Origin of the sequence: Neisseria sp. P0006.S009 (assembly GCF_051962915.1) — a bacterium.
GTDB lineage: Bacteria > Pseudomonadota > Gammaproteobacteria > Burkholderiales > Neisseriaceae > Neisseria > Neisseria subflava_E.
The window spans coordinates 309,464-328,568 of record NZ_JBQCUV010000004.1 but is presented as its reverse complement, the minus strand read 5'-3'; the positions used below and the strand labels follow the sequence as shown (position 1 = coordinate 328,568).

The window sequence follows — 19,105 nt, the reverse complement described above, 5'->3', positions numbered from 1 at the left end:
GGGGGGGGGGGGGGGGGGGGGGGGGGGGGGGGGGGCGGGGGGGGGGGGGGGGGGGGGGGGGGGGGGGGGGGGGGGGGTGGGGGGGTGGGGGGGGCGGCGGGGGGCGCGGGGGGGGGGAGGAGTATTGCCCAAGGTAGTCCGGAGCAGGTGGTGAAGGTTAAGGGGAGTTATACTGGGAAGTATTTGAAAGTGGTGTTATAACTCCAAAATTAAACAAACACTGATAGAATGAAGATTATGAAAAATTTAGATGATGTAGAAACAACAATAGATCAAGGTTTGAATATGATAAAAACGACTTCCGAAATTGTTAAACCTGACAGTGTAGAGGAAATTCATGCTCTGCAGTCAAGTCCTGACAGTAGATTGCAACGTGCAGGAGAATACGAAGCAGATAGTAAAGAAAAAGCAGCAATTTTAAAAAACTTCGGAATAAATCTGCTGTTTAAGACTATCTCCCCATTTATTCGAGGCAGATCGAGAATTGGAGAAAATCTAGCATCATTAAATCCAGAAGTATCGAAATCTCTTGGAGAAAAGATTTCAAATATTGGAGAAAAGAATATAAAACTTGATTCATTACCAACTTTGGCTAATGCCACCGAAAGTCTAGTTTATGCTCAAGAGGAACCTGATTTAAGAGAAATGTACGAGAATCTTATAGCTAACACAGTTGATAAAACAAAGGAAAATATAACACATCCTGCATATGTTGAAGTTTTAAAACAACTTAGCGCCACTGATGCTCGTTATTTAAAAGAAATTTTTTCATTACATAATATTTCTAATATTCCAATTTGTAATATTAAACTCATTACGAATAATAAAGGACACTATAAAATATTTCTTCAAAATTTATTACCTTCACCATTAACTAATATTGAGATAAATACCATTGAGAACTGGGAACGTCTAAAATTAGTAGAAATATCATTTGAAAAGTACTGGACTGACGATATATTATATTCTTATGGAGAGAGAATAATTAAAGAGTTAAAAGATAAAGAGCCAGAAGTCAAACTTGAATTGGATAAAGGACTATTTGTGATAACTGAATTCGGAAAAAAATTCGCTCAAGCAATCGGCATTTTATCTTAATATCAGCGAGCCGTAGCCTGCATACCCAACCAACCGCGTGCGTGGCTGCGCCACACACCCTACCTGTGAATTGCACGGAACTTCAAAACTAACGCGCAGGGTGTATACGGTACTCACGCTCGCGGTTGCTTGATTGACGGTTTGCCGTTTCAACATTTCAGACGGCCTCCAATGTCGTCTGAAAACATCAGCTCCAACGAAGTTAAAACCTTAAACAACAAACCATTCCTTCTCCTACACCCAAACCACAAACAAAAATCCTATGGCGCGTTATCGCAGAAACTTCATTGCCGGCGGCACATTCTTTTTCACCGTCAAACTCGCCAACCCAAAATCGCGCCTGCTTGTCGAACATATCGACTTATTGCGTGCGGCTTATATGAATGTGCAAAAACAATATCCCTTTGAAACCGTCGCCGTATGCGTACTGCCGAACCACATTCACGCCATTTGGACGCTGCCGCCCGACGATGCGGATTATTCCCTGCCTGGCGGCTGATTAAAACCAAATTCTCCGCACATTTCCCTCATGCCGAAAACCTGTCTGCCAGCAAACAGCGGCGGCATGAACGCGGTATTTGGCAACGGCGTTTTTACGAACACACCGTGCGCGACGAAACGGATTTGCAACGTTGCGCGAACTACATCCATTTCAATCCCGTCAAACATGGATTATGCGGCAATGTCCGCGATTGGGCGTTTTCGTCGTTTCACCGTTATGTGCGGAATGGATGGCTGCCGTTAGATTGGGGCGGCACAAAAGAAACGGAGGTAATGAATTTTGGGGAGTAAATGCTATAAAAAACCACCGACCGCGTGCGTGGCGGCGCCACACACCCTACCCATGAATCATGAGGAACTTCAAAACCATCGCGTAGGGTGTGTGCGGTACGCACGCACTCGGTTGCTTGATTGACGGCTTGCTGTTGTAAATTTCAACTTAGTTAAAACTAACGCTTTCAGATGGCATGAGAAATGGCCGTCTGAAAACTGAAAAAGCTTTATCTAAAATAACTACCCTAACTCACACAACAAAAAACGGATTCCAAATTATTGGAATCCGTTTTTCAATAAAGCTATTTATATTATTTAGCTTCTTCTTTAGCATCTTCAGCAGCTTCTTTGGCATCTTCCGCTGCGTCTTTTGCGTCTTCTTTAGCCTCTTCAGCAGCATCTTTGGCTTCTTCGGCTTTTTCTTCAGGAGTTTCTGCAGCCGGAACGCCTTTCAAAGCGTCCAAAGAAGTTTTACAAGTTGCATCGCGTTGGTCTGCCGGCAGGTTTTTCAGTGCTTCTTTAGTTTGTTCGAAAGATTTTTGCATCATGTCTTTGGTTGCGGCATCTACGTCTTTAGTTGCTTCGGCAAATGCTTTTTCGTACTCGTCACAAACGGCAGAAGAAGATGAGCCTGAACCGCCGCCGCATGCTGACAGGGACAGGGCTGCCAATAAAGCTGCTAATAAAGCTGATGTTTTCATATGTCTCTCGCTTTTTTTCGAGTTTGAGTTAAAGGATATTATATGTTAATTCATTATATTAAAGTGTCAAGTATTGTTGTTTAATTTAATTAAAATCATATCATTGAAAGAATCAGTCTATCCAAACATCCTAAAGGCCGTCTGAAATTTCAGATGGCCTTCGCTTTTGTAAGTAATCCTTTTTTAACGATTACGCCGCTTTACGGTGATAATGTCTGAGCGCGTGTTCTTTGCGCCGTCCGCTACTGAATGCAGATACGCGTTTCAGATAGCCGATGACGCGGGTGCCGTAGTCGATGTCGTGCGAACCGCATGCAGAACAAGCGTGCAGGGTACGTTTATCGATATGGCCGCATTCGTTGCAGATGGTGATGCGCACGTTCACGCAGAAGTAGTTGCAGCCAGTTTGTGCGGCGATGTCCAATAACGAGCGGTAGCCGGATTCAGGCAGGGCTTCGTCGAGGTTCAGGTGCAGCGCGGAGCCGCCGTCGAGCCAGTCCACCAGTTCTTTGCCGTGCAGCAGGAATTTGTCGAGCGCGTTGATTTCTTCGTCTTCGACGACGTAGAAATAGGAGTTGTAGCATTCGCGGCTGACTTTGTAGCCGTCGGCTTTGTCCCATTTGGCGTTTTTCACACCGAGGTTTTCGGCGGGAACGAACTCGGTGTTGAACTTCACGCCGTAATGTTTGCTGGCGGCTTGGTTGGCTTCGAATATGGTTTTCAGACGACCTTGGACGAAGTCGATGTAGTCGTCGTTGTAGCCGACTTTGATGCCTTGCGATTCGGCGGCTTCCGCCATGCCGTTGATGCCAATGGTGAGGAACTGTTTGTCCAGCGTGATGAAGCCTGCATCGTAAACGGGCAGCATTCCGGCGGCTTGGTATTCTTCCATCAGTTTGCGGTAGGCGTATTGGTATTTGTGGATTTTGGCCACTTCGGCGGCAAGGTCGCGCCCGTCTTGCTCCAATCGGTTCATATTGATGGTGATGACGTTGATGGAACCGGTCGCTACGCCGCCCGCGCCGAGAGTGTAGCTGAAGGTTCGGTCTTCGATGGCGTTACGCAGGCGGCAGCAGGAAGCCAACGAGTCCGGATTGTCGGAAAGATAAACAAAGAAGGAATTGCCTTCCGCCAACTCTTTCGCCATTTCGTCGGCGAACACGGTGTCTTTGCATTTACCGCCGTCGGTCAGCATCGCAGCGGTCACGACAGGGAAAGTCAAAACGGCTTTGGTGCGCTCCTGATTGAACCATTTGAGGAAGAAGTTTTGCAGCTTCGCCACACTCGCCCACACCGGTTTGCTGAAATCGGGGAAGACGAAATCGCCGAACATCGCATCAAAATAGTATTGATCGTAAACGGAAATATTCCAGAATACGCTCTGATAGCCGCGCGCGGCGGCGGGCTGGTTGATGCTGTATACCACCTGCTGCATGTGGTTGGCGATTTCTTTGCCGTGGGTTTCCAAATAATCGTCGCCGTAGTCTTTGCGGGCGAAGTAGTCGAAATAGGTCAGAAACTCCACCGTCGCCACTGCACCGGCAAACTGCGCGCTGATGGCAAACACCAGGTTGATAAACGAACCGCAAAACGAAGCCAGATGTTGCGGCGCCTTGGATTCGCCGCCGAGTTTGCTTAACCCGTCGAGTAGGAAGGGATACAGCGTAACCGACACACAATAAGGCTTGAGGCTGGTTTCGTCGTGGACATAAATCTCGTGCGCCTCAATCTGGCGGATGTATTCGTCGGCGACGGATTGGTCGAAAATTTCGGCGATTTTGCGCGACACTTGGGCGCGGTTAATCTGCACGAAAAAGTCTTTCATGATTTCCGCTTCCATCGTGGCGATGTTTTTCTGGGTAACATTGGCGTTGGCGTCCATTTTCGAGCCGTCCGCCGCGTTTTGCGCGCTGATGTAGTCGTGCATGAATTGCAGTTTGCCGTTTAACTGTTCGGGATGCAGCCGAATCATGTTAATTCCTCCTGTGTGGGTTGGATAAAAAGCCTCAGGCCGTCTGAAAAGCCGCTGCCTGCGGCTGAGTCGTAATCGGGATGATTTTGGGCGCGGGTTTGTCTTTGATAAACAAGCGGTTCAACACCTCGCCCGTGCGCAAATCGATAAATTTCTGATTGGTTGTCGGGCTGTCCAAGCCGCCCAGCTCCATCTGCCAGCGGCCGGTTTTCAGATACGTCAGATAAGGCAGGATGCCGTCTGAAACCGCCTCCAACTCCTCACGCTCCAAACCGGTGTACAAGCAGGCTTTCAAACCCACCTGTGTCACAATGGCCAGCATTTTCTGCAAGGCTTCCGGCTGCCATTCCCCGCCCATAAACAACACGCAGCTAATCAGCCCGCGATAGCGTTTCAGACGGCCTTTTAAATAATCCTCGGTCAATTCCGTGCCGATGCCCTCTTTCCATGTATCGGCACTATGGCAACCCTTGCAGCGCAGCGGGCAACCGGAAAACAGAAATGCCAGCGACACTTCGCCCGGTACTTCCTGCCATACAATTTGCTCGATTGTAAATTTCAAACCGCACATTGCAATGCCATAAAACACAAGATATGGTGTGCATTAAAACACAATACTACTAAATATGGTATTTTATTTAACAATCCATCTTTATTTTTTAATAGCTTTTTATAATTTGATAGATTGTAAATTTCAATAATCACATCTACACGGCTCCCTTGATAAAGGCCGTCTGAAAACAATTTCAGTGCATTAATATAAAAAAAGAAAAGCAAACTCCGTTATAACAAAGACGGTTTTAACAAATCAAAAAAGGCCGTCTGAAATCATCTTTCAGACGGCCTTAATTTCAGGTTTTACCCCCGATTCGAGCCTTTAACCATATCCATCAAAAACAATCGGCAATCCAAGTTGCCATTGAACAGCGGAATCTTACGCTTCGGAGAAAGGCGCATAAATTTCGGCATATCGCGATCGCCGGTCAACATTCCGGCAAGCCAGCCTGCGTAATGCTGTTTCAACCATGTGCCCAGTTGCGGATAAAGCGCCTGTAAAGCCTGAATTTCGGCAAGGCGCACGCCATAAGGCGGATTGGAAATCATAATGCCGTGTTCGCCGTTCGGTCGCGCAGCCTGCGCATCTTGCACGTCAAAGCGGATGAAATTATCCACTTCGGCGGCTTGGGCATTGGCCAATGCGGCACGAATCATATAACGGTCGTTGTCGCTGCCGGAAATTGGCGCGGCGGCCGGTTTGATTTGTTTTTCAGCCTCACGGCGCAGGGCTTGCCATTTGTCTTTGTCGAAGTTTTGCAGTTTTTCAAAACCGAAACGGCGCATCAAGCCCGGCGCACGGTGTGTCGCAATCCATGCAGCCTCAATGGCAATCGTGCCGCTGCCGCAAAACGGGTCTTGGAAAGGCTGCGTACCGTTGTAACCTGCCAAAAGCAGCAAACCTGCCGCCAAATTTTCCCTCAATGGCGCTTCACCGGTATCCTGACGATAGCCGCGTTTGAAGAGTGCTTCGCCGGAAGTATCGATAAAGATTTCCACGTTGCGCTCATCGATAAAGGCATGAATGCGGATATCGGGGTTGATTTTACCCACGCTCGGGCGCGCATCATAAATATCGCGGAAGGCATCGCAGACGGCATCTTTGATTTTCAAACCGACAAAATCCAAGCTTTTCACATTGGCACGCTTGCCTTCGACTTTGACTTTAAAGGTCTGCTCCAGCTTAAACCAACCTGTCCAATGCAGATTTCGTGCGAGTTTGTAGATATCGTGTTCGTTGCGATAACCGCCTTTGGTCAAACGCAGCAAAACGCGGCTAGCAACGCGCGAATGCAGGTTGATGCGATACACCTGCTCCATCGTGCCTTTACATGCCACACCGCCGTCAACAGCGCGGATATCCTGACATGCCATGCTTTCGAGTTCCTGCGTTAAAGGCGCTTCCAAACCGCGAGGACAAGTGATAAAAAGTGAATAAACCGTCATATAAAACCTTTCCGGGTAGAGCTATCCGAACCACTCGGATAACAAATAAAAACAATATTATAGCCGAAAAACCAAAAGGCCGTCTGAAACTTCAGACGGCCTTTGAACAAAGCTTGCTTAGTGATCCAAACTGTCGGTTTCCACCTTAACCGCTTTATCGGTTTTATCCTCCGGCAAAACCAAGTTCAACAATACCGCCATAATACCGCCGGCAGAAATTGAGTTTTGGAACAATACCGGCAGGTTTTTGAACACTTCCGGCTCAAACGCCACGCCCAAACCCAAACCGACAGAAGTCGCCGCGATAACCGCTTCACGACGGCGAATACCGTGGCTGACCAAAATCCGCACACCGGCAATCGCAATCAGACCAAACATCAACACCATCGTGCCACCCAAAACCGGACTCGGAATCGTGGTAAACGCACGGCCGATAACAGGAAACAAGCCCAACAATACCAAAATCGCCGCAATATATTTGCCCACATGACGCGAAGCCACGCCGGTCATTTGAATCACGCCGTTATTTTGCGCAAAAGTGGTCAAAGGCAAAGAGCCCAACGCAGTCGCAATCACAGACACCAAACCATCTGCCAATACGCCGCCGCGCAGGCGTTTAGTGTATTCTTCACCCTCGATCGGCTGCTCGGAGACCATCGCAGTCGCCGTCAAATCGCCTACCGCTTCAAATACGCTCAACAAGAAAATCGCACCGGCAACGATAAACGCGTGCCAATCAAATGCGAAACCATATTTAAACGGAACAGGCAGGGTAATCAGCGGCAGGTTTTGCAGGGCGGAAAAATCTACTTTGCCCAAAAACAGCGCAACAATATAACCGACAATCAAACCCACCGCGATGCCGCTCATGCGCAGCAATGGATTTTTCAAGCAGTTGAAAACCAATACAATCAGCAACACCAGCGATGCCAGACCCAAGTTTTCCATCGAACCGAACGTGCCGTCTGCTTTCGCACCGAAGCCGCCGCCGAAATCGGTAATGCCGACATGCACCAAGCTCAAGCCGATCAACATGACGACCACGCCGCTTACAGTCGGCGTAATCACTTTTTTCAAATAAGGCAAAAGCCAAGCGGAGAAGCACACCAAAAACGCGCCGACAAAGGACACGCCCAAGAGCGTTGAAATCATCACATCTTCAGTCAATCCGCCCTCTTTCATACCGGTACCGAGCGCAATCATCACGGTAACAAAAGAGAAGTTAACCGACTGAATCGACAACATACCCGAACCGACCGCTCCGAAACGGTTAACCTGCAAATAAGTGCCGACACCGGAAGCCACCATCGCCATCGACACCAAATAAGCTGTCATTTCAACCGGCAGCTCCAATGCCCCACCGACAATCAGTGCCGGAGTAATCATCGGAACAAAAATCGCCAGAAGGTGCGTAACCGCACTCAACAACGCATTCCCAAACGGCGGCTTGTCTTCCAAACCATAAACCAAATCAAGCGATTCCGCCTGTTTTTCAGTCATTCCGGCCATGTTGAACCTTCTCTCAAGAATCGTTAAAAAATATTAAGATGCGTATTTTAACCAATTTGAAATGTATCAGCAAATTCAAAACCATCAGGCCGTCTGAAAGTTCCGCCCAGCCGTTTTCAGACGGCCTCAAACCGCCTTAACACATTTTAATTCTTGACATCATTTTTCTACCTAAAAACAAACAAACCAATGATTTAAAAATGTATTATTCATTAAGATAATGACAAGTCACCATTAAACAGCAAAGCCTCATAGCGGATATGTTTCACACAAACAACAAAGTAAGCTACAATCCGATGAATAATCCACCTACACTATAAAATTAAAGGTTTCCGTATGTTAAAAGGCAGTCTGGTTGCCCTGATTACCCCGATGAATCAAGACGGCAGCATCAACTACGAACAACTTCATGACTTAATCGACTGGCACATTGAAAACGGCACCGACGGCATCGTCGCAGTCGGCACCACCGGCGAGTCAGCCACTCTGCCTGTCGAAGAACATTTGGCCGTTATTGAAGCCACCGTCAAACACGTCAACAAGCGCATTCCCGTTATCGCCGGTACAGGCGCCAACAATACTGTCGAAGCCATCGCCCTTTCCAAAGCCGCCGAGCAAGCCGGTGCGGACTACACCTTATCTGTTGTTCCCTACTACAACAAACCTTCGCAAGAAGGCATTTACCAACATTTCAAAGCCATCGCCGAAGCCACTTCGATTCCGATGATTATCTATAATGTTCCCGGCCGTACCGTCGTCAGCATGAGCAACGACACTATTTTGCGTTTGGCCGAGATTCCGAATATCGTCGGCGTGAAAGAAGCCAGCGGCAATATCGGCAACAACATCGAATTGATCAACAGCGTTCCTGAAAGTTTTGCCGTTTTATCCGGTGATGACCCTACCGGCCTGCCTTTTATGCTGTGTGGTGGTCATGGCGTGGTAACCGTCGCAGCCAACGTTGCACCGAAACTCTTTGCCGACATGTGCCGAGCCGCCCTTGAGGGCGATATTGCGACCGCCCGTCGTCTAAACGAGCAACTTATCCCAATTTATAACACCATGTTCTGCGAGCCCAGCCCGGCCGCGCCCAAATGGGGCCTGAGCTTATTGGGCAAATGCGAACCCCATGTTCGTCTGCCTTTGGTAGCACTGACCGAAGCCGGTCAAGCCAAAGTCCGAGCCGCTCTGGAAAAATCAGGACAAATCTGATCCGGAAATAAGGCCGTCTGAATTCCAAACACCCTTTTCAGACGGCTTCCCTGTTAAGAACTTCATCCACAGGAAAACAAGATGACCTATATCAAACCCATCGTAGTAGCCCTCGCCCTGATTAGCATGACTGCCTGTTCCGGCAGCAAAAAAGAACAACCCAAACTCGACTATCAAAGTCAATCACACCGCTTGGTCAAACTGGAAGTACCACCTGATTTGAACAACCCAGACCAAGGCAACCTCTATCAATTACCGGCAGGCAGCGGCGCCATCCGTGCCAGCGATTTCAACAAACGCCGCACTCAAGCTGTACAACAACCTGCCAATGCAGAAGTTTTGAAATCCGTTAAAGGCGTACGCCTTGAGCGTGACGGCAACCAACGCTGGTTGGTTGTCGATGGCAAATCGCCTCGCGAAATTTGGCCGTTGCTGAAAGTGTTCTGGCAAGAAAACGGTTTCGACATCAAATCTGAAGAGCCGGCCATCGGCCAAATGGAAACCGAGTGGGCTGAAAACCGAGCCAAAATCCCTCAAGACAGCCTGCGCCGTCTGTTGGACAAAGTCGGCTTGGGCGGTATCTACTCTACCAGCGAACGCGACAAGTTCATCATTCGCATCGAACAAGGTAAAAACGGTTCGACCGACATCTTCTTCGCCCACAAAGGCATGAAAGAAGTTTATGCCGACCGTAAAAAAGACACCACCATGTGGCAGCCAAGCGAGAGCGACCCTAACCTCGAAGCCGCATTCCTCGCCCGCTTTATGCAATACTTGGGCGTTGACGGCCAACAAGCCGAACAGGCTCTGACCCAAAGCGTTGCCGCCCGCAGCAATGCTTCTGAGTTAGCCCGTGTGGACAATGGCACTCTGTTGCTGGCAGGCGATTACGGCCGCAACTGGCGCCGTACCGCCCTTGCGCTTGACCGCATCGGCCTGACTGTTATCGGTCAAAATGCCGAACGCCGCGCCTTCTTGGTTCAACAAGCGCCAACCGAAGGCGAAGCAGTTGCCAATAAAAAACCAGGCCTGTTCAAACGCGTATTTGGCAAAGGCAAAGCAGAAGCACCAAAAACGTATCCTGAAATCATCGTGTATGTTGAGCCTATCAACAATGGCGCACGCCTCCATCTGTTGAACAAAGACGGCAGCCCATACAAAGGCAGCGATGCCTCCACATTGTTGAGCCGCCTGCACACAGAATTACGTTAATCCGTTATTCGACTTAAGGCCGTCTGAAATATTCAGACGGCCTTTTTAACGGATACGGCATGGTTTCAAATTCCCAATCTGACGTTATAATCAGAACATTTTTCCCCCTCCCCCAAGCTGCCATGACCCGACAAAAAGCCTATCTGCTCCTGACCGCCCTGTTTACCCTGATGTTTATCGTACTGATTCTGTTGGGCGCTTATCTTCTGAGCATTCACAGCAAACAATTTGCCGTTGCCGCCTTTCTGTTTGCCTTTGCCACCGTTTTTGCCCAAATCGGCAGCCTTGCCCTTTACATCCGCCACAAAGCACACGCACAAATGGCTCGTATGCAGCAAACCGAAAACCATTAAGGAAAAACCATGTTTGAAAAAATCGTCCTTGCCAGTGGCAACTCAGGCAAACTCAAAGAATTTTCCCGCCTCTTCGCCGACTTAAACATCGAAGTCCTGCCACAATCGCAGTTCAATACGCCCGAATGTCCCGAGCCGTACCATACCTTTGTTGAAAATGCCCTGGCTAAAGCACGTCATGCCGCCAAATATAGCGGCTTACCGGCACTTGCCGACGATTCCGGCATCTGCACCAACGCCTTAAACGGCGCACCCGGCATTTTCTCCGCCCGTTATGCAGGCGAAAACCCCAAATCCGATGCCGCAAACAACGCCAAACTGTCTGCCGATCTTGCCGATAAAGACGATAAAAGCTGTTACTACGTCTGCGTGCTCGTCCTCGTCCGCCACGAAAACGACCCGCAACCCATCATCGCCGAAGGCATCTGGCACGGACAATGGCAGGCAGAAGCCGCAGGTACAAACGGCTTCGGCTACGACCCGCATTTCTATCTGGCCGAACATGGTTGCACCGCCGCCGAGCTTGGTCCTGAAATCAAAAATGCCGAAAGCCACCGCGCCCAAGCATTGCGTGAATTGTTAAGAAAAATTGAATCCTTATAAATCGATAACAGGCCGTCTGAAACCTTCAGACGGCTTACCTCACATTCACTCCCATGCCCAAGCCCACACCTGAAGAATTGGCAGCCTTTGCAAAACACGTTGCTGCCTTCATCCCAACCACACCTGACGAACTTCTTCAACTCATTGATAGTCAAGAAACTGCTATCGTCTTTCTAGGCAAACCAAGTTGTTCATACTGTCGCCGTTTTGTTGCAAAACTGTTTACTGTTTCCATAAACAAGCAGCTTACTATCCGCTTTACAGACAGCAGCAACAAAGCAGCTTTAAAAACTTTTCGTGAACAACACGGCATCAAAACTGTTCCCGCATTACTCAACATCTCACAAGGCAAAATAAAATCCGTCTGCGATTCCAAATTATCAGAAGAAGAAATAGAAGCTTTTTTGAGCGCTTAGACTGCGCAAATTTCCTACTGATTATTTTCCCGGCCGACATTTCAGTTAAAATAAGGCCCTAAAAATTTCAGACGGCCTCGAGCCTCAACACATATCATGACCCAAATCACCTTCCAACGTCCCGGCCAGCTAACCGCCCTGCCTCCTTTATCACTCTATATCCATATTCCTTGGTGCATCAAAAAATGCCCGTATTGCGACTTCAATTCCCACAGCCTGAAAAACGGCCTGCCGGAAGAAGCCTATATCGATGCCCTATTAACCGACTTGCAACTTGAATTGCCCAATATTTGGGGCAGACCTGTGGAAACCATATTCTTCGGTGGCGGCACACCCAGCCTATTTCAAGCGAAATCAATTGACCGCTTGTTAAGCGGCGTGCGTTCATTAGTGCGTTTGCACCCCGAAGCGGAAATTACTTTGGAAGCCAATCCGGGCACATTTGAAATTGAGAAGTTTCAAGGATTTAAAGACGCAGGTATTACGCGCCTGTCTATCGGCGTACAGAGTTTTAATGACGATATGCTTACTCGATTGGGACGCGTTCACAACGGCAAAGAAGCCCTGACAGCCATTGATACTGCCTTGAAATTATTTGAAAAAGTTAATATCGATTTGATGTATGCCCTACCAAACCAAACCGTTCAGACGGCCTTAAACGATGTGCAAACGGCTATCGCAACAGGCGTATCGCATATCAGCGCATATCATCTGACCATGGAACCGAACACGCCTTTCGGTCATACGCCGCCAAAAGGATTGCCGCAAGATGAAGCAGCATTGGATATTGAAGATGCCGTACACGGTGCATTGGAAGGCGCAGGCTTTATTCACTATGAAACATCGGCTTTTGCAAAACCTGGTATGCAGTGCCGCCATAATTTGAACTATTGGCAGTTCGGCGATTACTTGGGTATAGGTGCGGGCGCACACGGCAAAATCTCCTATCCTGACCATATCGAACGCACCGTCCGCCGTCGTCATCCCAACGACTATCTTGCCGCCATACAAAGCAATCCGCATGAAGCAGTTGAACGCAAAACTGTTGCTGCTGAAGACCTTCCATTCGAGTTCATGATGAACGCCCTGCGCCTGACCGACGGCGTACCTGCTGCAATGTTGCAGGAACGTACCGGCGTCCCCACTGCAAAAATCATGGCTCAAATCGAAACCACCAGACAAAAAGGCCTGCTTGAATCAGACCCGACCGTGTTCCGCCCGACCGAACAAGGCTGTTTGTTCTTAAACGATTTGTTACAGTGTTTTTTATAAGTGCGATTTTACAACAGCTGACACATTTTTAGATTTGCTTAATTTTCCACAAGAAAATACAATCAGAATAATTGTTGGGAATGAACAATCCCGGCGATTATCCACTACTCCTAATCCTACATTAAGGACAAAACAATGAAAAAAGTTCTGGTAACACTGATTGCTCTTTCCCTGCCTGCATTTGCATTGGCTGATGAAACCAAAGGTTTTTATGTTCAGGCTGATGCTGGTCATGCTACTGTAAAACTGGGTGGCGCATCAATTAAAGGCTTTAGCCCTCGTATTTCTGCAGGCTACGATTTCGGCGATTTCCGTGTTGCTGCCGACTATACGCATTATAAATCTGCAAAGATTAATGTACCTTCGGTATATGCTGAGGCTAAATATCACAGTGCCGGTGTATCTGCTATTTATGATTTTGACCTGCAAGCTCCTGTAAAACCTTATGTAGGTGTTCGCCTGGGTCTTAACCACTCTACTCATAAATATCAAACAGCCGAACAAACAGCTGAACGTAAGGATACTAAAATTGGCGTAGGTGCAATGGCTGGTGTAAGTTATGATGTAACTCAAAATGTAGCACTGGATGCAGGCTATCGCTATAACCACTGGAGCAAGATCAATAACGTTAAGCTCCATTCCCACGAAGTATCTGCCGGTGTACGCGTAAAATTCTAATATTTGAATACTTGGTATGAAGCAATCATTGCTTCAAATATCCAGTAACAAAAGGCCGTCTGAAACCTGTTCCTCAGGATTTCAGACGGCCTTTTAACTTCTTTAAATATATCTAACTTTTTGCTGCTTTTATTTTTTCTGCAAACCACAGTGCCGCAGCCGTACCTGCCATATCGGCAATGCCGTCCGCGATCGAACCTTGGCGCGTAGCAGTCAGAAATGCCTGAGCCAGCTCGCTTCCTATGGCAAACAATAAAGCGGCAAACAGAATGCCTTTATAGGGAATAGTCCTATTGTCTTGAATAAATATTTTTGCACACAACCATGCCTGACCGAAGAACAGCCCGAAATGGCCGACTTTATCAAAATGGGGAAATGGTGGAGCGCTATTGCCGCCCTCTTTGAAAAGCAAGGCATAAATGGCGGCGGCAAACCAAATCAAGGCAGCGGCAGTGAATTTGTTTAATGGTAAGGCTTTCATTTGTCGGCCTCTTCATCCAACCATGTTTGGCAAATACCTGCCAAGCGGACAAATTTCCCACCTCGAGCCTTCAAAATATCACGCCATTGTGCCACTTCTTCTGCATCCGGGGCATCTTCAATACTGCATTCGTAAAGGCAGAAGTCTAATGTCTCGCCAACAATCCCTGGGGCTTCGGTCTGCATAAGGCTGGTCAGTTCGTTCATATTTACTGTTTCTTTAATTGGATTATCGCTATTCAGGCACATTATCTGTTTTCAGACCGTCTGAACATGATGTGCAAGGCTACTCGTTTGATTTGGGTACGCTTACTTACTGTGTAAAAAACGTGTTGCTTCTTCCCATTCGCCATTCAACACGGCCGGCAATCCTTGCAGGGATTTGGCGATGGAATCATCAATTTGCTGTCTGTGTTCCGCTGACGGTTTATTCAACACATAACCGACAACCAGATTACGGTCGCCAGGATGATCAATGCCCAAGCGCAGGCGGTAGAAATTAGGCGTACCCAAACGAGCCTGAATATCTTTGAGGCCGTTGTGTCCGCCGTTGCCGCCGCCAAGTTTGAATTTGATACGGCCGCATGGAATATCCAGCTCGTCATGAACCACCAAGATTTCCTCCGGCTTGATTTTGTAAAACTGAGCCAAAGCGGCAACGGCCTGACCGGAGCGGTTCATAAAGGTCATGGGTTTGAGCAGCCAAACATCGCCATCAGGCGTAGTGGCGCGCGCTACTTCACCGTAAAATTTCTTTTCGTCTTTAAAATTGACTTTCCATTTCCACGCCAGCTCGTCCAACAGCCAAAAGCCGACATTGTGGCGCGTTTGTTCGTATTCTTGGCCTGGATTGCCCAAACCGACGATTAATTTAATTTTCAAGCTCATTACTGTTCTTTCAGTTTGACAGGCCGTCTGAAAAAATTTCAGACGGCCTTCGATTTATTCTTGCCCTGCGCGTTTACGTCTCGCTTCTTTCGGATCAATCAACAATGGACGATAAACCTCAATCCGATCGCCATCGCGCAACGCTGTCTCGTCTTTCACGGCCTTGCCGAAAATACCCAAAGGCGCTTGCTGCAAATCCAACTCTGGGAACTCCACCTCCAAACCGCTTTGCAGGGCAGCTTCGCGTACGGTTGTACCTTCGGCAACGGTCATGCCCTTCAACACTTGCCTGTCGGCCAGTCCGTAAACAATTTCAATCTCAAGCATAGCGGCGATCGGCCTCTTTAATAAAAGCATCTACCAGCGTACCGGCAAGATGGCCGAACACTGGGGAAATCATGGCAGAGAGTACGGCATTGGAGAAATCGTATTCTAATCTGAATTCGACTTTGCACATATCATCGCCCAAGTCGATAAATTTCCAAGTGCCGCGCAGGGTTTTAAACGGCCCTTCGAGCAAATCCATGCGGATTTCCTGCCCCGGTATATTGTGGTTATGCGTCGCAAACGACTGCTTGACGCGCATATAGTCCATAAACAGGCGCGCTTTTAGCTCATTGCCTTTGCGTTCTATGACTTCGGTCTTGCTGTACCACGGCAAAAATTTTGGATAGTCCTCAACTTTGTCCACCAGCTCAAACATTTCCTTAGCGCTATGCAGCACCAATACGTTTTTCTCGACTTTTTTCATGTTGGTTGTAGACCTTGTTTTTGAATATTCGGGTTTTAGACGGCATGATTTAGAAAAATATCTGCCCTACTTTGGGACAAAATTCCTAATTTAAACCGCTTCGCCATTTTGTTTCGCTTCCAGCCATTCCCAGCGCTCCAGCTTTTCCAAAAGCAGCATCTCAATTTCTTCAGCCCTACTTTGTAACGCACCTGCTTTTTCGTAATCTTTGAAAATTTCAGGATCGGAAAGCTGGGTATTGATTTCAGCCTGTTCGGTTTCCAAAGCGGCGATTTCATCAGGCAGGGCATCGAGTTCGCGCTGTTCTTTATAGGAAAGTTTGACTGTGCGGTTGGCTTTGGGTTTGACTTTCTCAGGCTCGGCAACCGCTTTAGGCGCAGAGGCCGTCTGAATTTTATCTTCCCGCGATTTTGCGTCGATATAGTCCTGATAGCCGCCGATGTATTCTTTCAGACGGCCTTGTCCTTCGAAAACAATGCTTTGGGTAATCACATTATCCAAGAACATACGGTCATGCGAGACAAGGAATACCGTGCCTTGATAATCACGCAGCAAATCTTCAAGCAGCTCTTGGGTGTCGATGTCCAAGTCGTTGGTCGGTTCGTCCAAAACCAAAATATTAGCAGGACGGGTAAAGAGTTTCGCCAGCAGAAGACGGTTGCGTTCGCCGCCGGAGAGCGATGAAACAGGACTTTGTGCACGGGCTGGATGGAACAGAAAATCTTCCAAATAGCTCATCACATGCTTTTTCTTACCGCCGACTTCGACGTAATCGTTGCCTTGGCCGAGCGTGTAAAACACAGTGTCGTTTTCGTTCAACGCGCTGCGGAACTGGTCGAAATAAGCAACTTCCTGCTTGCTGCCAATACGGATTCTGCCGTAGGTCGGCTGCAATTCGCCCAAAATCAGCTTGAGGAAGGTGGTTTTGCCGATACCGTTGGGGCCGATTAGGCCGATTTTGTCGCCGCGCTGCAAGATGGCGGAGAATTTGTCCATGATGACTTTGTCGCCATAGGCAAACGAGGCGTGTTCCAATTCGGCGATGATTTTGCCGCTTTTCTCACCGCTGTCGAGCTTGAAGTTGACCTGCCCTTGCACGTTTCGGCGTTCGGCACGCTGACGGCGCAGTTCTTCCAAACGGCGCACGCGGCCTTCGTTGCGGGTACGGCGCGCTTCGATGCCTTTGCGTATCCACGCTTCTTCCTGCGCGTGGAATTTGTCGAAGAGGCGGTTATGTTCCGCCTCAACCGCCAATTCCTGCGATTTTTTCTCGCTGTATTTGGAGAACGAGCCGGGATAGGAGCGCAAAATGCCGCGGTCTAGTTCGACGATGCGCGTGGCGATATTGTCCAAAAAACGACGGTCGTGGGTAATCACAACCAAGCTGCCTTCAAACGCTTTGAGCAGGTTTTCCAGCCAGATAATCGCGTCGATGTCCAAATGGTTGGTCGGTTCGTCAAGCAGCAATACGTCGGGCTTCTGCACCCAGGCCTGAGCCAAGGCAACACGCTTTTTCTGACCGCCGGAGAGGTTGCCGATTTTTTCGTTTTCCGGCAAACCGAGTTCCCCCAAAGTCTGCTTGACTGCCGCATCCAGTTTCCAGCCATCCTTCGCTTCGATTTCAAGCTGCAATTCGTTGAGCTCTTTCAACAAAGTCTCACTAGAACCATTTTCCAACTTATGGCTGACATGATGATAACGGCGCAATAAATCGCGAATTTCGCCCAAACCTTCGGCAACAGTATCAAATACGGTTGCGTCCTTATCAAAAAAGGATTCCTGCGGTACATAAACGATTTTGAGATTGTTTTGAACAATAATCTGCCCGTCGTCGAGCTTTTGTACGCCTGCAAGAATTTTTAAAAACGAAGACTTACCCGCACCGTTGCGGCCGATTAAACCGATTTTCTCGCCGCTGTCTAGTTGAAAAGAAGTTTTGTCGAGCAAGGCGACGTGGCCGACGGCAAAAGAAGCATTTTCTACGGATAAGATATTCATGGGGAAACTTCAAAAAAGAAAAGGGGGACATTTTAACCGATTATCGGCAGATATTTGCCGACAATCATATGAAATTGAAAGTATCAGGCCGTCTGAAAGCAGTTTTCAGACGGCCTTCATTATTATTCTTGAACCTTCAAGCCAAAATGCAGATAGGCTCGTTCGGTTGCTACGCGTCCGCGCGGTGTACGCTGCAAAAAGCCCTGCTGAATCAGATAAGGCTCAATCACATCTTCGATGGTATCGGTCGATTCGCCAATCGCAGCAGCCACGTTTTCCAAACCGACAGGACCGCCGCTGAATTTATGCAGAATCGCCTCAAGGAATTTCCTGTCCATCACATCCAAACCTTGCCCATCCACATCCAGCATACTCAAAGCCGCATCGGCAATTTCCGCATCAATGACGCCGTTGTTTTTCACATCGGCATAATCGCGTACACGTCGCAAAAGGCGGTTGGCAATACGTGGCGTACCGCGGCTGCGCTTGGCCACTTCCATTGCGCCCTCGTCGCCCATATCCAACTGCAACAACTGTGCAGAACGGGCAACAATAGTTGCCAAATCTTTATTCTGATAAAACTCTAATCGGGACACGATACCAAAACGGTCGCGCAAAGGATTGGTCAGCATACCGGCACGGGTCGTCGCGCCTACCAATGTAAACGGCGGCAAATCGATTTTGACCGAACGCGCGGCCGGCCCCTCGCCTATCATGATGTCCAACTGATAATCTTCAAGCGCAGGATAAAGGATTTCTTCAACCACGGGGCTTAAACGGTGGATTTCATCAATAAACAGCACATCATGCGGCTCGAGATTGGTCAACAAGGCTGCAAGGTCGCCGGCACGTTCCAAAACCGGGCCGCTGGTTTGGCGCAAATTAACGCCTAACTCTTTGGCGATAATGTGTGCCAAAGTAGTTTTGCCCAAACCCGGAGGGCCAAACAGCAAAGTGTGGTCAAGCGCTTCGCCACGTTTTTTCGCCGCCTGGATAAAAATAGCCAACTGCTCTTTTGCTTTATCCTGCCCGATATAGTCGTCTAAAGTTTTCGGACGTAAAGCGCGTTCAAGCAATTCTTCCTGAGCGGAAATATTTTGAGCAGTGATAATGCGCTGAGGTTGTGCAGAAGTAAGATTATCGGTTTGTAACATAATGTTTCTAAATTCTAAGACCGTTCCCGACCC

20 protein-coding genes and 1 pseudogene are annotated in these 19,105 nt (G+C 48.3%); 9 read left to right on the top strand and 12 right to left on the bottom strand.

Features of this window, described 5'->3' with window-relative positions; genetic code table 11:
* Window positions 1-237 precede the first annotated feature (237 nt).
* Window positions 238-1,098 carry a DUF4393 domain-containing protein gene (locus tag ACTHTK_RS09365; protein WP_440378204.1) on the top strand — a complete coding sequence of 287 codons (861 nt, stop codon included), beginning with the start codon at window positions 238-240 and terminating at the stop codon, window positions 1,096-1,098.
* Window positions 1,099-1,360: 262 nt separating this feature from the next.
* Window positions 1,361-1,890: pseudogene (locus ACTHTK_RS09360) on the top strand (REP-associated tyrosine transposase).
* A gap of 293 nt (window positions 1,891-2,183) precedes the next feature.
* On the opposite strand, the gene ACTHTK_RS09355 reads toward ACTHTK_RS09360, so the two are convergent.
* The 5 genes from ACTHTK_RS09355 to ACTHTK_RS09335 all read right to left on the bottom strand — a co-directional run bounded on the left by ACTHTK_RS09355 (window position 2,184) and on the right by ACTHTK_RS09335 (window position 8,055).
* A complete protein-coding gene (locus tag ACTHTK_RS09355; RefSeq protein ID WP_049344783.1) occupies window positions 2,184-2,573 on the bottom strand; it encodes a DUF5339 family protein in 390 nt (129 codons plus the stop codon).
* 190 nt (window positions 2,574-2,763) lie between these two features.
* A complete protein-coding gene (gene nrdD, locus ACTHTK_RS09350) occupies window positions 2,764-4,545 on the bottom strand; it encodes an anaerobic ribonucleoside-triphosphate reductase (protein WP_440378203.1) in 1,782 nt (593 codons plus the stop codon).
* A 34-nt stretch (window positions 4,546-4,579) separates the two neighbouring features.
* Window positions 4,580-5,116 (bottom strand): anaerobic ribonucleoside-triphosphate reductase activating protein, encoded by a 537-nt coding sequence (nrdG, locus tag ACTHTK_RS09345; RefSeq protein ID WP_440378202.1) that lies wholly within the window; start codon window positions 5,114-5,116, stop codon window positions 4,580-4,582.
* Window positions 5,117-5,403: 287 nt separating this feature from the next.
* The gene (locus ACTHTK_RS09340) at window positions 5,404-6,546 is read right to left on the bottom strand and encodes a THUMP domain-containing class I SAM-dependent RNA methyltransferase (protein WP_440378201.1); all 1,143 of its coding nucleotides are present in this window, start codon (window positions 6,544-6,546) and stop codon (window positions 5,404-5,406) included.
* A gap of 117 nt (window positions 6,547-6,663) precedes the next feature.
* Window positions 6,664-8,055: a nucleobase:cation symporter-2 family protein gene (locus ACTHTK_RS09335; RefSeq protein ID WP_440378200.1), complete on the bottom strand. Its 1,392-nt coding sequence runs from the start codon at window positions 8,053-8,055 to the stop codon at window positions 6,664-6,666.
* 336 nt (window positions 8,056-8,391) lie between these two features.
* On the opposite strand from ACTHTK_RS09335, the gene dapA reads away from it, so the two are divergent.
* The 7 genes from dapA to ACTHTK_RS09300 all read left to right on the top strand — a co-directional run bounded on the left by dapA (window position 8,392) and on the right by ACTHTK_RS09300 (window position 13,801).
* Window positions 8,392-9,267: a 4-hydroxy-tetrahydrodipicolinate synthase gene (dapA, locus tag ACTHTK_RS09330; protein WP_049344778.1), complete on the top strand. Its 876-nt coding sequence runs from the start codon at window positions 8,392-8,394 to the stop codon at window positions 9,265-9,267.
* An 81-nt stretch (window positions 9,268-9,348) separates the two neighbouring features.
* Window positions 9,349-10,479 (top strand): outer membrane protein assembly factor BamC, encoded by a 1,131-nt coding sequence (gene bamC, locus ACTHTK_RS09325; RefSeq protein WP_440378199.1) that lies wholly within the window; start codon window positions 9,349-9,351, stop codon window positions 10,477-10,479.
* Window positions 10,480-10,601: 122 nt separating this feature from the next.
* The gene (locus ACTHTK_RS09320) at window positions 10,602-10,832 is read left to right on the top strand and encodes an NGO_0222 family membrane protein (RefSeq protein ID WP_049344841.1); all 231 of its coding nucleotides are present in this window, start codon (window positions 10,602-10,604) and stop codon (window positions 10,830-10,832) included.
* A 9-nt stretch (window positions 10,833-10,841) separates the two neighbouring features.
* On the top strand, window positions 10,842-11,435 hold the full coding sequence (gene rdgB, locus ACTHTK_RS09315; RefSeq protein ID WP_049344776.1) for an RdgB/HAM1 family non-canonical purine NTP pyrophosphatase: 594 nt from the start codon (window positions 10,842-10,844) through the stop codon (window positions 11,433-11,435).
* A gap of 53 nt (window positions 11,436-11,488) precedes the next feature.
* Window positions 11,489-11,851, top strand: a complete 363-nt coding sequence (locus ACTHTK_RS09310; protein ID WP_107723156.1) for a thioredoxin family protein — start codon at window positions 11,489-11,491, stop codon at window positions 11,849-11,851.
* A 96-nt stretch (window positions 11,852-11,947) separates the two neighbouring features.
* Complete coding sequence (gene hemW / locus ACTHTK_RS09305; RefSeq protein WP_107723155.1) at window positions 11,948-13,123, top strand: radical SAM family heme chaperone HemW; 1,176 nt, start codon at window positions 11,948-11,950, stop codon at window positions 13,121-13,123.
* Window positions 13,124-13,258: 135 nt separating this feature from the next.
* Window positions 13,259-13,801, top strand: a complete 543-nt coding sequence (locus tag ACTHTK_RS09300; RefSeq protein WP_049344773.1) for an opacity family porin — start codon at window positions 13,259-13,261, stop codon at window positions 13,799-13,801.
* A 112-nt stretch (window positions 13,802-13,913) separates the two neighbouring features.
* On the opposite strand, the gene ACTHTK_RS09295 is transcribed toward ACTHTK_RS09300, so the two are convergent.
* The 7 genes from ACTHTK_RS09295 to ruvB form a co-directional block, all read right to left on the bottom strand.
* Window positions 13,914-14,282, bottom strand: a complete 369-nt coding sequence (locus ACTHTK_RS09295) for a VanZ family protein (protein WP_107723154.1) — start codon at window positions 14,280-14,282, stop codon at window positions 13,914-13,916.
* Window positions 14,279-14,488 (bottom strand): dioxygenase, encoded by a 210-nt coding sequence (locus ACTHTK_RS09290; protein ID WP_107723153.1) that lies wholly within the window; start codon window positions 14,486-14,488, stop codon window positions 14,279-14,281. Before ACTHTK_RS09290 ends, ACTHTK_RS09295 begins: the two co-directional genes overlap by 4 nt.
* Before the next feature lie 102 nt (window positions 14,489-14,590).
* The gene (pth, locus tag ACTHTK_RS09285; RefSeq protein ID WP_003683307.1) at window positions 14,591-15,169 is read right to left on the bottom strand and encodes an aminoacyl-tRNA hydrolase; all 579 of its coding nucleotides are present in this window, start codon (window positions 15,167-15,169) and stop codon (window positions 14,591-14,593) included.
* Between the two features lie 54 nt (window positions 15,170-15,223).
* The gene (locus ACTHTK_RS09280) at window positions 15,224-15,496 is read right to left on the bottom strand and encodes an RnfH family protein (RefSeq protein ID WP_107723152.1); all 273 of its coding nucleotides are present in this window, start codon (window positions 15,494-15,496) and stop codon (window positions 15,224-15,226) included.
* Window positions 15,489-15,920: a type II toxin-antitoxin system RatA family toxin gene (locus ACTHTK_RS09275; RefSeq protein WP_003683270.1), complete on the bottom strand. Its 432-nt coding sequence runs from the start codon at window positions 15,918-15,920 to the stop codon at window positions 15,489-15,491. Before ACTHTK_RS09275 ends, ACTHTK_RS09280 begins: the two co-directional genes overlap by 8 nt.
* A 90-nt stretch (window positions 15,921-16,010) precedes the next feature.
* Window positions 16,011-17,918 (bottom strand): ATP-binding cassette domain-containing protein, encoded by a 1,908-nt coding sequence (locus ACTHTK_RS09270; RefSeq protein ID WP_440378198.1) that lies wholly within the window; start codon window positions 17,916-17,918, stop codon window positions 16,011-16,013.
* Window positions 17,919-18,040: 122 nt separating this feature from the next.
* The gene (gene ruvB / locus ACTHTK_RS09265; RefSeq protein ID WP_039862144.1) at window positions 18,041-19,072 is read right to left on the bottom strand and encodes a Holliday junction branch migration DNA helicase RuvB; all 1,032 of its coding nucleotides are present in this window, start codon (window positions 19,070-19,072) and stop codon (window positions 18,041-18,043) included.
* Window positions 19,073-19,105: the final 33 nt, after the last annotated feature.

Excerpts from the sequence above, each read along its gene's own strand:
- bamC (WP_440378199.1), top strand. The coding sequence starts at position 9,349 with ATGACCTATATCAAACCCATCGTAGTAGCCCTCGCCCTGATTAGCATG.
- nrdD (WP_440378203.1), bottom strand. The coding sequence starts at position 4,545 with ATGATTCGGCTGCATCCCGAACAGTTAAACGGCAAACTGCAATTCATG.
- ruvB (WP_039862144.1), bottom strand. The coding sequence starts at position 19,072 with ATGTTACAAACCGATAATCTTACTTCTGCACAACCTCAGCGCATTATC.
- ACTHTK_RS09355 (WP_049344783.1), bottom strand. The coding sequence starts at position 2,573 with ATGAAAACATCAGCTTTATTAGCAGCTTTATTGGCAGCCCTGTCCCTG.
- ACTHTK_RS09270 (WP_440378198.1), bottom strand. The coding sequence starts at position 17,918 with ATGAATATCTTATCCGTAGAAAATGCTTCTTTTGCCGTCGGCCACGTC.
- ACTHTK_RS09280 (WP_107723152.1), bottom strand. The coding sequence starts at position 15,496 with ATGCTTGAGATTGAAATTGTTTACGGACTGGCCGACAGGCAAGTGTTG.
- ACTHTK_RS09365 (WP_440378204.1), top strand. The coding sequence starts at position 238 with ATGAAAAATTTAGATGATGTAGAAACAACAATAGATCAAGGTTTGAAT.
- ACTHTK_RS09310 (WP_107723156.1), top strand. The coding sequence starts at position 11,489 with ATGCCCAAGCCCACACCTGAAGAATTGGCAGCCTTTGCAAAACACGTT.
- ACTHTK_RS09320 (WP_049344841.1), top strand. The coding sequence starts at position 10,602 with ATGACCCGACAAAAAGCCTATCTGCTCCTGACCGCCCTGTTTACCCTG.
- ACTHTK_RS09300 (WP_049344773.1), top strand. The coding sequence starts at position 13,259 with ATGAAAAAAGTTCTGGTAACACTGATTGCTCTTTCCCTGCCTGCATTT.
- rdgB (WP_049344776.1), top strand. The coding sequence starts at position 10,842 with ATGTTTGAAAAAATCGTCCTTGCCAGTGGCAACTCAGGCAAACTCAAA.
- ACTHTK_RS09290 (WP_107723153.1), bottom strand. The coding sequence starts at position 14,488 with ATGAACGAACTGACCAGCCTTATGCAGACCGAAGCCCCAGGGATTGTT.
- dapA (WP_049344778.1), top strand. The coding sequence starts at position 8,392 with ATGTTAAAAGGCAGTCTGGTTGCCCTGATTACCCCGATGAATCAAGAC.
- ACTHTK_RS09335 (WP_440378200.1), bottom strand. The coding sequence starts at position 8,055 with ATGGCCGGAATGACTGAAAAACAGGCGGAATCGCTTGATTTGGTTTAT.
- ACTHTK_RS09295 (WP_107723154.1), bottom strand. The coding sequence starts at position 14,282 with ATGAAAGCCTTACCATTAAACAAATTCACTGCCGCTGCCTTGATTTGG.
- nrdG (WP_440378202.1), bottom strand. The coding sequence starts at position 5,116 with ATGTGCGGTTTGAAATTTACAATCGAGCAAATTGTATGGCAGGAAGTA.
- hemW (WP_107723155.1), top strand. The coding sequence starts at position 11,948 with ATGACCCAAATCACCTTCCAACGTCCCGGCCAGCTAACCGCCCTGCCT.
- ACTHTK_RS09275 (WP_003683270.1), bottom strand. The coding sequence starts at position 15,920 with ATGAAAAAAGTCGAGAAAAACGTATTGGTGCTGCATAGCGCTAAGGAA.
- ACTHTK_RS09340 (WP_440378201.1), bottom strand. The coding sequence starts at position 6,546 with ATGACGGTTTATTCACTTTTTATCACTTGTCCTCGCGGTTTGGAAGCG.
- pth (WP_003683307.1), bottom strand. The coding sequence starts at position 15,169 with ATGAGCTTGAAAATTAAATTAATCGTCGGTTTGGGCAATCCAGGCCAA.